9 protein-coding genes are annotated in these 11,709 nt (G+C 62.8%); 1 reads left to right on the top strand and 8 read right to left on the bottom strand.

The genetic code is table 11. The features are described 5' to 3' along the window. Positions 1-157: 157 nt before the first annotated feature. The 5 genes from LB564_RS09060 to mnmE all read right to left on the bottom strand — a co-directional run bounded on the left by LB564_RS09060 (position 158) and on the right by mnmE (position 6,260). Entirely contained in the window at positions 158-1,045 is an 888-nt protein-coding gene (locus LB564_RS09060; protein WP_224536864.1) for a ParB/RepB/Spo0J family partition protein, read from the bottom strand. Between the two features lie 67 nt (positions 1,046-1,112). Continuing rightward, on the bottom strand, positions 1,113-1,913 hold the full coding sequence (locus LB564_RS09055) for a ParA family protein (protein ID WP_031240355.1): 801 nt from the start codon (positions 1,911-1,913) through the stop codon (positions 1,113-1,115). Positions 1,914-1,966: 53 nt separating this feature from the next. Then, positions 1,967-2,599: a 16S rRNA (guanine(527)-N(7))-methyltransferase RsmG gene (gene rsmG / locus LB564_RS09050; RefSeq protein ID WP_224536860.1), complete on the bottom strand. Its 633-nt coding sequence runs from the start codon at positions 2,597-2,599 to the stop codon at positions 1,967-1,969. Continuing rightward, a complete protein-coding gene (gene mnmG, locus LB564_RS09045) occupies positions 2,596-4,467 on the bottom strand; it encodes a tRNA uridine-5-carboxymethylaminomethyl(34) synthesis enzyme MnmG (protein WP_224536857.1) in 1,872 nt (623 codons plus the stop codon). Before mnmG ends, rsmG begins: the two co-directional genes overlap by 4 nt. A gap of 461 nt (positions 4,468-4,928) precedes the next feature. Beyond that, positions 4,929-6,260, bottom strand: coding sequence for a tRNA uridine-5-carboxymethylaminomethyl(34) synthesis GTPase MnmE (mnmE, locus tag LB564_RS09040; RefSeq protein ID WP_224536855.1), 1,332 nt, complete (start codon positions 6,258-6,260; stop codon positions 4,929-4,931). 89 nt (positions 6,261-6,349) lie between these two features. Here mnmE and LB564_RS09035 point away from each other — a divergent pair, with 89 nt between their 5' ends. Further along, positions 6,350-8,368, top strand: coding sequence for a thioredoxin domain-containing protein (locus LB564_RS09035; protein WP_224536852.1), 2,019 nt, complete (start codon positions 6,350-6,352; stop codon positions 8,366-8,368). 82 nt (positions 8,369-8,450) lie between these two features. Here the strand turns inward: LB564_RS09035 and rho are convergent, their stop codons facing one another. The 3 genes from rho to hemE all read right to left on the bottom strand — a co-directional run bounded on the left by rho (position 8,451) and on the right by hemE (position 11,448). Then, positions 8,451-9,716 (bottom strand): transcription termination factor Rho, encoded by a 1,266-nt coding sequence (rho, locus tag LB564_RS09030; RefSeq protein ID WP_140703638.1) that lies wholly within the window; start codon positions 9,714-9,716, stop codon positions 8,451-8,453. 164 nt (positions 9,717-9,880) lie between these two features. Beyond that, complete coding sequence (gene hemJ / locus LB564_RS09025) at positions 9,881-10,417, bottom strand: protoporphyrinogen oxidase HemJ (RefSeq protein WP_224536849.1); 537 nt, start codon at positions 10,415-10,417, stop codon at positions 9,881-9,883. After that, positions 10,417-11,448, bottom strand: a complete 1,032-nt coding sequence (gene hemE / locus LB564_RS09020; protein ID WP_140703634.1) for a uroporphyrinogen decarboxylase — start codon at positions 11,446-11,448, stop codon at positions 10,417-10,419. The genes hemJ and hemE overlap by 1 nt, the downstream gene beginning before the upstream one ends. Positions 11,449-11,709 lie beyond the last annotated feature (261 nt).

Below are 11,709 nucleotides of genomic sequence, written 5' to 3'. Positions count from 1 at the left end.
CTTTTCGGCGCCGAGCGCTGCCTCCATTGGTCAATTCATGATCATGGCGCTCGATTCACTCAGCCTCTTCTCCCCGTGACTATACGGGGAGAAGGTCCCGGCAGGGGGATGAGGGGCGGCGCCAACGCTCAAATCACCAGCAATATTCGCCGGCTAATTACCGCTCCTGCTTCAATCTCCGGCACAGCTCATCGAGCTGCTCCAGCGAGCGATAGGAAACGCGAATCTCGCCGCCCTTGCCCTTGTGATCGATGGCCACGATCATGCCGAGCGTATCGGTCATTAGCTTTTCCAGCGCCAGCGTGTCGGTATCCTTTTCCGGCGCGGCCTGTGCCTGCTTCGGCTTGGCCGGCGTCGGACCGGCCGGCATTTGCGCCAGCGCTTCGGCCTGGCGCACGGAAAGGCCTTCCTCGACGATGCGCTTGGCAAGGCCGGCCGGGTCCTCCGCGGTCACCAGCGTGCGGGCGTGGCCCGCCGACAGCGCGCCGTCGACCAGCATGTCGCGGATCACGTCGGGCAGTTTCAGCAGCCGCAACGTGTTGGCGACATGGCTGCGGCTCTTGCCGATCACCTGGCCGAGATCGGCCTGGGTGTAGCCATGGTCGTCGATGAGCTGCTGGTATCCCTGCGCCTCCTCGACCGGATTGAGGTCGGCGCGCTGGACGTTCTCGATGATCGCCAGTTCCAGCGCCGTGCGGTCGTTGACATCGCGGATGATGACCGGGATTTCGGTCAGCCCGGCGCGCTGCGCCGCGCGCCAGCGCCGCTCGCCCGCGATGATCTCGTAGCGGCCCGCCTGGGTGGGCGAGGGCCGCGCCACCACCGGCTGCACCACGCCATGCTCGCGGATCGACTGGGCGAGGTCGGTGAGTTCGGCATCGCCGAAATGCCGGCGCGGATTTTTCGGATTGGCGCTGATGAACTCGATCGGCACCTTGCCGTCGGCGCTCATGCCGGGCTTTTCCGGTGCGGCCGGGCGATCGATCTCGCCGATCAAGGCTGCCAGCCCGCGACCCAGTCTTTTCCTCGAGAGATCTTCGTTCATCTTTATTCCACGTCTATTTCAGATCGTTTCGGTATCGAATCGGCTGTTAAGCATGCGTCTGGCCTAATCAAGCGGCGCGCAATTTACGCTCGCGGCGGATCACTTCGGAGGCCAGTTGCAGATAGGCCTGGCTGCCCGAGCATTTCAGGTCGTAGAGGATCGCCGGCTTGCCATAGGACGGTGCTTCCGACACGCGCACATTGCGCGGGATGATGGTTTCGTAGACCTTGTCGCCCATATGCTCGCGCACGTCCTGCACCACCTGGTTGGCGAGGTTGTTGCGGCCGTCATACATGGTCAGCACGATGCCCTGGATGGTGAGATCTGGATTGATGGAGCGGCGCACCTGCTCGACGGTTTCGAGCAACTGGCTGAGGCCTTCCAGCGCGAAGAACTCGCATTGCAGCGGCACGAGAACCGAATCGGCCGCCGCCATTGAATTCAAAGTCAAAAGATTGAGCGAGGGCGGGCAATCGATCAGCACATAACCGAACGGCGCCCCACGCTCGGTCGCGGCACGCAGCGCATTGCGCAGCTTGAGCACGCGGTCGGGCGCCGAGGCGATCTCCATCTCGATGCCGAGCAGGTCGAGCGTCGAGGGGACGATCGACAGGCCGGGCACCGCGGTCGGAATGGCCGCGGCTTCCAGCTCGAGTTCGCCCGTCAGTACATCATAGGACGAGACCGTCCGGTCCTTGCGGTCGATGCCGAGGCCGGTGCTGGCATTTCCTTGCGGATCGAGGTCGACGATCAGCACTTTCTCACCGATCGCCGCCAGCGCGGTGGCCAGGTTGATGGCGGTGGTCGTCTTGCCGACACCGCCCTTCTGGTTGGCTACGGTGATGATTCGAGGGCCGTTCTTCATCATGGGCTTATGCCAGAAATTCATCTTTGGGTCGCCGAATAATCAGGCCGGTCGGTTCAGACAGGCCGCACATTGGACAATTCGAGGATGACGCCGCTGGCGTCGGTCACGCTTGGATGTTCTACCAGATCGAACGTCCACCGGTTAACGCTTTCTTGCACTTCGGCGCGGTAATCCCGGCCTTTGTGGAACAATCCGCGCCCGCCCGAAATCAGCCATGGCGCAGACAGGTCGAGTAGCACCGAAAGCGAGGCCAGCGCCCGCGCCGTGACGATTTGCGGCGTCGAAACAAGCGCATGGCTCTCCTCGATGCGGCGCGCCACGACCCGCGCCGGCAGGCCGAACTGACCGATGACGGTCTGCAGGAACGAAGCCTTCTTGCGGTTGCTTTCGACCAGATCGATGCTGGCGCCCGGGCGTTCGGCGAGCAGAAAGGCCATGACAAGGCCAGGAAATCCGCCGCCTGAGCCGATATCGACCCAGCGCGTGGCACTGGGCTCTATGCGCGCGAGCTGGGCGCTGTCCAGGATATGGCGCCGCCAGACGTCGCTCGAAGTCGACTGCGCCACGAGATTGATGCTGCGGTTCCATTTCTGGAACATTTCCTCGAACGCCACCAGGCGCTCGAATGTTTCACGTGAAACCGGACCGGCCACGTCCTGCAGGCTCTCCAGGGAAAGAGAGCTCACGCAACGTTCCTCTGCGCGCTCTCATGGTGGCGGACGTGCGCGACGATGATCGCCAGCGCCGCCGGCGTCATGCCTTCCATGCGCTGTGCATCCGCGATGGAGCGCGGCCGCCGCGCTTGCATCTTCTGCGTCAGCTCATTGGACAGTCCGGGCACGCCGGCGAAATCAACCGTCTCGGGGATCAGCCGCGCCTCTTCATGCCGGATCTGCGCGACATCCGTGCTCTGGCGATCAAGATAGACTGAATATTTCGCTTCCGTTTCGAGCCGCTCAGCGGTTTTGGCGTCGATGTCGCGGAATCTCGGCTCGACCCCGGCCAGCCAGGCCACGTCGACACCGGGATAGGCCAGCAGTTCGAAGCCGGACCGGCGCACGCCGTCGCGGTTGATCTCCAGACCGTGCCTTGCCGCCTCATTCGGCGTCATGCTCAGCGAAAGCGCCAGCTGGCGCGCTTCGTCGAGCCGCCGCATGACATCGGCGTAACGCTGCATCCGGGCTGCCGATGCTACGCCAAGCTTGTCGGCCAAGGGCGTGAGCCGCTCGTCGGCGTTGTCGGCGCGCAGCGAAAGCCGGAACTCGGCGCGCGAGGTGAACATCCGGTAAGGCTCGCTGATGCCGCGGCTGGTCAAATCGTCGACCATCACGCCGATATAGGCCTGGGTCCGGCTGAGCACGATTTGCTCGCCGCCTCCGGCGCGTCGCGCCGCATTGAGGCCGGCGAGCAGCCCCTGACCGGCAGCCTCTTCATAGCCGGTCGTGCCGTTGATCTGACCGGCAAGAAAGAGCCCGGTAACGCGCCTGGTTTCCAATGTCTGATGCAGTTCGCGCGGATCGACGTGATCATATTCGATGGCATAGCCGGGCTGCAGCATGACCGCACGCTCCAGCCCGGGAATGGTCTTCAGGATGTCGAGCTGAACGTCTTCCGGCAGCGAGGTCGAAATCCCGTTTGGGTAGACGGTGTGATCGTCCAGCCCTTCCGGCTCAAGAAAGATCTGATGCCCGTCGCGGTCGCCGAACTTGACGATCTTGTCCTCGATCGACGGGCAATAGCGCGGCCCGACTCCCTCGATCGAGCCGGAATACATGGCCGAGCGGCCAAGATTGGCGCGGATCAGCTCGTGCGTCGCCGTGGTCGTGCGCGTGATGCCGCAATCGATCTGCGGCGTCGTGATACGGTCGGTCATCAGCGAGAACGGCACGGGATCCTCGTCCGCCGCCTGGCTGTCGAGCGATGCCCAGTCGATGGTTCGCCCATCGAGCCGCGGCGGCGTGCCGGTCTTGAGCCGCCCGAGCTTGAAGCCGGCGCGGTCCATCGTCGCCGACAACCCCATGCTCGCCTTCTCGTTCATGCGGCCGGCGACAATCTTCTTGTCGCCGATGTGGATGAGACCGCGCAGGAAGGTTCCCGTCGTCAGCACCACGGCGCCGCAGGCCAGCCGCCGACCGTCCGCCAGGAGAACCGCAGCGATCTTTCCATCGGATATTTCGAAATCGAGCACTTCGCCCTTGACGACGTCGAGATCGTTCTGCTGCCGAATCGCTTCCTGCATGGCAAGGCGATAGAGCTTCCTGTCGGCCTGCGTGCGCGGACCGCGCACCGCCGGCCCCTTGCGACGGTTAAGCAGACGGAACTGGATCCCGGCAGCATCCGCCACGCGGCCCATCAGCCCGTCCATGGCGTCGATCTCGCGCACCAGATGCCCCTTGCCGAGACCGCCGATCGCCGGGTTGCACGACATGACGCCGATCGTGTCGAAACGCAGCGTTACCAGCGCGGTGCTGGCGCCGGCGCGCGCGGCGGCACTGGCCGCCTCGCAACCAGCATGGCCACCGCCCACCACAACCACATCATAGTGATCGGTCATTTCCAAATGTCCTGGATTCGAAAGATTGAGGGACACATGTCCCCACGAGGCGAAGCTGTCAAGAAAACTTACGCGACGTTTCACGTGAAACAGGCAAATCGAGGTTCGGCGCGCGTTTCACGTGAATCACACTTCAGAATGTTTCACGTGAGTCCGTCGAAGCCCTCGCCAAAGCGCCAAGTATGTTTCACGTGTGTCAGGTCAACGATTGGCGAAGCGTACGCAACTTCGTCCACGGGCGGAGCAGGAGCGAAGCTCCGTCGCGCAGACCCGAGACCCTTTCCGGGACGTTGGTGACGGGTGCGGCGGCAGAATCTGACTGCGGCAACGCTCGAAAGTCGCGGCATGGATCCTATGGCCTGCGCTGGGTCGCTTCGCTCTTGCTCCGCCATAGGATGACGAAGCCCTAGAGGTTCCGACACCTGCCAGCCCTTCTGCAACAAGCCATTGTTTCACGTGAATCATTTTCCGATACAGAACTGACCGAAAATCACATCGAGCATATCCTCGACGTCAATCGCGCCAACGATTCGGCCCAGCCGGTCAGCGGCCAACCGCAACTCCTCGGCGCGCAGTTCCTGCCCGGCGTCCTGGTCATCAGTTGCTAGAAGAAGATGGCGATTTGCGTCCCTGAGCAGTTCGACATGGCGTAGGCGGGACGGTAAAACATCGCCAACGTTTCCCGCCGCATCCGCCGCCCGCCTGCCAATCTCTGCCAGCAGAGCCTCCACGCCAGTGCCATCCAGAACTGAGATGACGAGATCATACCGATCGGGTGCATTACCCACTGGCTCGTGAGTCACCAAGTCGAGCTTGGTGCCGACCCGCAACAGCGGTACCTTGTCCGGGATCGTGCCTATTTCCCTAGGAGATAAGATGTCTTCCAGCAGCAACAGGAGATCGGCACGATCCGCCTTGCTGCGCGCTTTCTCTATGCCGATCTTCTCTACTTTGCCTGGCGCCTCGCGCAATCCTGCGGTGTCCGTCAGCATGACGCGCAGCCCACCAAGATCCAGCACCACCTCGAGCAGGTCGCGGGTGGTGCCGGGCTCATCCGTTACAATAGCGGCATCGCGCCGCGCCAACGCATTGAAAAGGCTGGATTTGCCTGCATTCGGCGCGCCAAGGATGACGACCTCGAAGCCGTCGCGGATGATTTCGGCGGCATGAAACCCAGCTATGTGGCGGTCAATCTCCGAGATCATCGACCGCACATCCGACCAGACCGTATCCGAAACGGAACCCGGCACGTCGTCCTCGTCGGCGAAGTCGATCTCCGCCTCGATCATGGCCCGCGCATGGATCAGGCGACGCCGCCAACCGAGATAAAGCGCGCTCTGTGCGCCTTCGGCATTCTGCACGGCAAAGCGCCGCTGCGCTTCGGTCTCGGCGTTGACCAAGTCCGCCAGCGCTTCCGTCTCTACCAGATCGACCTTGCCGTTGAGAAAGGCACGGCGCGTGAATTCTCCGGGTTCGGCGTGCCTGACGCCTTCAAATCCGGCGATTATCTCCAGCATCCTGGCCACCACGGCGCGGCCGCCATGGACGTGGAACTCGGCGACATCCTCGCCGGTGAAGCTGGCCGGGGCGGGGAAGAAGAAGACCAGCCCGGTGTCAACAAGCGTTCGATCCGCCGCCATGAACCTGCGCAGAACCGCGCTGCGCTCCTTAACCATGCCGCCGGCGATCGTTTCGACAACGAATCGAGTCCGTGGGCCGGATATGCGCAGCACCGCGACGCCGGCGGGGAGCCGGCCGCTCGACAGCGCCACGATCGAATCGTCTGAAATCATTTGCCCGCTCTACCGAACCGCCCTAGCTTCCGCCACATCACCGACCCTTGGACCGCCCCGAAACGACTTGCCCCCGAAAGTTGGCCATCGTGACATTGCCCGCGCAAAACCTGCTTGCCGACGAGGCCAGCCCCTATCTGCGGCAGCACAGCGGCAATCCCGTGCATTGGCGGGGATGGTCGCCGGCATCGCTGGATGAAGCGAAGGCCCTGGACCGGCCTATCCTGCTCTCCATCGGCTATGCCGCCTGCCACTGGTGCCATGTCATGGCCCATGAAAGCTTCGAGAATGACGACGTCGCCGCCGTCATGAACCGTCTGTTCGTCAATATCAAGGTCGACCGCGAGGAGCGTCCCGACATCGACCAGATCTATATGGCGGCCCTGTCGTCGATGGGCGAGCAGGGCGGCTGGCCGCTGACCATGTTCCTGACGTCCGACGGCAAGCCGTTCTGGGGCGGCACCTATTTCCCGCGCGAGCCGCGTTATGGCCGCCCAGGATTCATCCAGGTCATGGAAGCGGTCGACAAGGCCTGGCGCGAGAAGCGGGCGAGCCTGCACCAGAGCGCCGACGGCCTGACCTCCCATGTCGAGGCGCGGCTCTCCGCCACGCATGCCAAGGCGCTTCTCGATCGCGATACGCTGTCCGATCTCGCCGGCCGCGTCAGTGGCATGATCGATCGCGATCGCGGCGGCCTCGCCGGCGCGCCGAAATTCCCGAACGCGCCGTTCATGCAAACATTGTGGCTGTCCTGGTTGCGCGACGGCAATGCCGCGCATCGTGACGACGTGCTCATCAGCCTCGAACATATGCTCGCTGGCGGCATCTACGATCACATCGGCGGCGGGCTCAGCCGCTACTCGACGGACGCCGAGTGGCTGGTGCCGCATTTCGAGAAGATGCTCTACGACAATGCGCAGCTGATCCGCTTCTGCAACTGGGCCTTCGCGGCGACCGGCAATGATCTGTTCCGGATGCGAATCGAAGACACGGTCGATTGGCTGCTGCGCGAAATGCGCGTCGATGGCGGCGCCTTTGCCACCAGTCTGGACGCCGACAGCGATGGTGAGGAAGGGCTGTTCTACACTTGGAGCAGGCAAGAGACCGATTCCGTCCTTGGCGACGATTCAGCCCTGTTTTTCAAATACTTCACGCTCTCCGTCCCGCCCGGTTGGGAAGGCAAGCCGGTGGTCCATCAGACCTTGTCCCAGCAGGCGCTTGGCGTCGCGGACCGCGAAAGCCTGATCCCGCTGGAGGCAAGGCTCCTCGCTGTTCGCGAAGAGCGCGTCAGGCCAGGCCTCGACGCAAAGACCCTGACCGACTGGAACGGCCTGATGATCGCCGCGCTCGCCGAGTCCGGCCGTTCCCTGGCCCGGCCGGACTGGATCGAGGCCGCGGCAAAGGCTTTCGCCCGTATCGATGCCGCGAGCCGAGACAATCGCTTGCCACATTCCATGCTCGGCGCCCGGAAATTGTTTCCCGCACTGTCGAGCGACTATGCCGCCATGGCCAATGCGGCGATCTCGCTGTTCGAAGCCACGGGCGATTGGAGTTATGTCGACAAGGCCAGCCAGTTCCTGGAACAACTGGACCGTTGGCACACCGACGCGCAGGGCACGGGCTACTACCTGACCGCGTCGGACAGCACCGACGTGCCGATCCGCATCAGGGGCGATGTCGACGAGGCCATTCCGTCGGCCACCAGCCAGATCATCGAGGCGCAGCTGCGGCTCGCATCCGCCACCGGCAATCTCGACCTGCAGGAAAAGGCTTGGAAAACCGCCGAACACGCCGCCGGCCGCGCCGCGCATCAGGCCTATGGGCAAGCCGGTATCGTCAATGCCTGCGCGCTTGCCCTCGAGCCCCTGAAACTGGTCATCGTCGATGACCAGGACGATCAAAAACTCGTTCCGGTCGCGAATCGAAATCCTGACCCGCGCCGCGTCGATATCGTGGTGCCGATCGGTACGGCAGCGAATCGACCTTTGCTGCCCGGCGGAATCCTGCCGCCGACAAACCGGCGCGGCGCTTGGCTCTGCACCGGCCAGGTTTGCCTGCCGGTGGTTACGGATCCGGGTGAGTTGGAAGGATTGCTGCGGCGAACCTAATTTCGCCGCTAGATGTCAGAGCGCGAAGCGGACACCGCGCAAATCCGAGAACGAAGAGAAGGAGGGGCGAGCCCCTCCGAACTCAAGTGTTCATCGAATCGAAGAAATCGCCGTTGGTCTTGGTCTGCTTCAGCTTGTCGATCAGGAACTCGATCGCGTCGGTGGTTCCCATCGGCGCCAGGATGCGGCGCAGCACGAAGATCTTCTGCAGGTCCTGGCGCGACACCAGCAGGTCTTCCTTGCGGGTACCGGACTTCAAGATGTCGATGGCCGGATAAATGCGCTTGTCGGCGACCTTGCGGTCGAGCTGGATTTCGCAGTTGCCGGTGCCCTTGAACTCTTCGAAGATGACCTCGTCCATGCGGCTGCCGGTATCGATCAGCGCCGTGGCGATGATGGTCAACGAGCCGCCTTCCTCGATGTTGCGGGCGGCGCCGAAGAAGCGCTTCGGGCGCTGCAGCGCGTTGGCGTCGACACCGCCGGTCAGCACCTTGCCGGATGACGGCACGACGGTGTTGTAGGCGCGGCCGAGGCGGGTAATCGAATCCAGCAGGATCACCACATCGCGGCCGTGCTCGACCAGGCGCTTGGCCTTCTCGATGACCATTTCGGCGACCTGGACGTGGCGCACCGCCGGTTCGTCGAAGGTTGAGGAGATCACCTCGCCCTTCACCGAACGCTGCATGTCGGTCACTTCCTCGGGACGCTCGTCGATCAGAAGCACGATCAGATAGCATTCCGGATGATTGGCGGTGATCGAGTGGGCGATGTTCTGCAACAGCACCGTCTTGCCGGTGCGCGGCTGTGCGTTGATCAGGGCGCGCTGGCCCTTGCCGATCGGCGCCACCAGGTCGATCACGCGGGGCGAGATGTCCTTGGTCGGCGGATTGTCGACCTCCATCTTCAGCCGCGAGGTCGGATAGAGCGGCGTCAGATTGTCGAAGTGGATCTTGTGGCGGATCTTTTCGGGATCGTCGAAATTGATCGTGTTGACCTTGAGCAGCGCGAAATAGCGCTCGCCCTCTTTCGGACTGCGGATCGGCCCTTCGACCGTATCGCCGGTCTTCAGCGAAAAGCGCCGGATCTGCGACGGCGAGATGTAGATGTCGTCGGGACCTGGCAAATAGTTGGCATTGGCGGAGCGCAGGAAGCCGAAACCGTCCTGCAGCACCTCGACCACACCGTCGCCGATGATTTCGATGTCCTGGGCGGCGAGCTTCTTCAGGATCGCGAACATCAGTTCCTGCTTGCGCATGACGCTGGCGTTCTCGACCTCGAGCGATTCGGCATAAGCGATCAGCTCAGGCGGCTTCTTGTTCTTGAACTCGGTGAGTTTCATTTCTTGCATTAGATAGACTCTGGGTAGGCTTTGGGAAAAAATCGGCGGGATGCGACAAATGCCGGGCGCGGCCGAAAGCAATGACGGGCGGCGCATGACGGGAAGGAAGACCCGTCTTGTATCGTCGGTCGGCTGAAAGAGCAAGCCGCCTTTTGACGGAGCCGGATGAAGCCTCAGAAAGGCTTCACCACGACCAGGATCACGATTGCGATCATCAGCAATGTGGGGATCTCGTTGACGATCCGCCAGTGCCGTGCCGGTTTTTCGTTGCGGTCCTCGGCGAATTTGCGCACCGCGGCGGCGAGATAGCCGTGAACGCCCGATAGGATCAGCACCAGGCCGATCTTGGCATGCAGCCAGCCACCCTGGAAGGCAAAGATCTTCCACGCCAGCCACAGCCCGAACACCCAGGTCAGGATCATCGCCGGATTGATGATGCCGCGCAGCAGGCGCTGCTCCATCACCTTGAACGTCTCGGATTGGACGGAGCCCTTCGCGGCGTCGACGTGATAGACAAACAGCCGCGGCAGATAAAGCATGCCAGCCATCCAGGAGATGACGGCGAGGATATGGATCGCCTTTGCCCAGGGATAGAAGCTTTCCGGTGCGAAGAAGAACAAGAGCGCGGTGAGAACGATCAGCACTGCGATGCCGACGGCCATGCGCTTCATCGCCTGGCCGGTGCTGTTGGTGTCATCTCGGTCAGCCATCAGCGTGCCGCGCTCCGAACCTGTTTTACCATCGCCTCGACATGGGCCACCGGCGTCTCCGGGGTGATGCCATGGCCAAGGTTGAAGATCAGCGGTCCGTGGCCCAGCGCCTGGAGGATCGCCCCTACGCCGTCGGCGAGCGCCTCACCGCCCGCGACCAGCCGCAACGGATCGAGATTGCCCTGGACCGCTCCTTGCCGCTGCAACGCCTTCGCTGCCTCCAGCGGCACCGTCCAGTCGATGCCGAGCCCGGTCACGCCGGTCCTGTCGCGATAGCTCTGGTAGCGGGCCCCGGCACCCTTGGGAAAGCCGATGATCGGCACGTCGGGATGAACGGCGCGAACCTGGCTGACGATCTCCGCCACCGGTTCGATGCAGAAGCGCTCGAACGAGGCATCGTCGAGCACGCCCGACCAGGAATCGAAAATCTGCACGACATCCGCGCCCGCCTCGATCTGGCGGATCAGGTAGGAAGCCGAATGGTCGGCGAGCACTTTCAAGAGATGTTTGAACGCCGCCGGCTCGCGATAGGCGAACAGCCGCGCCGGCGCCTGGTCGGGCGTTCCGTGCCCGGCGATCATATAGGTCGCCACCGTCCACGGCGCGCCGCAGAAGCCGATCAGTGTCGTCTCGTCGGGCAATTTCGCCCGCAGCCGGCGCACCGTCTCGTAGACCGGTTCGAGATTCACGTGAAACATGTCGCTTCCGAGCGCCGCGATCTCGCTCGCCGAAATCGGTGTCAGCAGCGGCCCGCGCCCTTCCTCGAAGCGCACATCGCGGCCTAGCGCATGGGGAACGACAAGAATGTCCGAGAACAGGATGGAAGCGTCGAAGCCGAAGCGTTCGATCGGCTGCATCGTCACCTCGACGGCAAGGTCGGGATTGTAGCAGAGGTCCAGGAACGAACCGGCACGTACACGCGTTTCGCGATATTCCGGCAGATAGCGTCCGGCCTGGCGCATCATCCAGAGCGGAGGAGGAAACACCGCCTCGCCTTTCAGGACATCCAGCATGATCCGTCTTGCAGGCATCGAGCGCTCGCCTCTCCCGGCTTCCTCTTAATCAAATATCTTATTTATAAAGAGTCTTCTGATTCTAAGAGTCTGTTGGTTGTGGTGGTTGTCACCTGTCCCGCTTTGACCGCCAAAACGCCAGCAAGCATATTGTCGCGCATTGCACGTCGCGGTTTGCAGGGTTCTGGGGACAATCAGGAATCGCGCAGGCGAGTCAATGCGCTAAGTCCAGTGCCCTTGGAACCAGCCCTGTGGACGAGCGAAAGGCAAAATGCTTCG

This window comes from Mesorhizobium sp. ES1-6 (assembly GCF_020164775.1).
In the GTDB taxonomy this organism is placed as follows: Bacteria; Pseudomonadota; Alphaproteobacteria; order Rhizobiales; family Rhizobiaceae; genus Mesorhizobium.
Note: the sequence above shows the minus strand (reverse complement) of the source record. Positions and strands in the feature narration are given on the sequence as shown.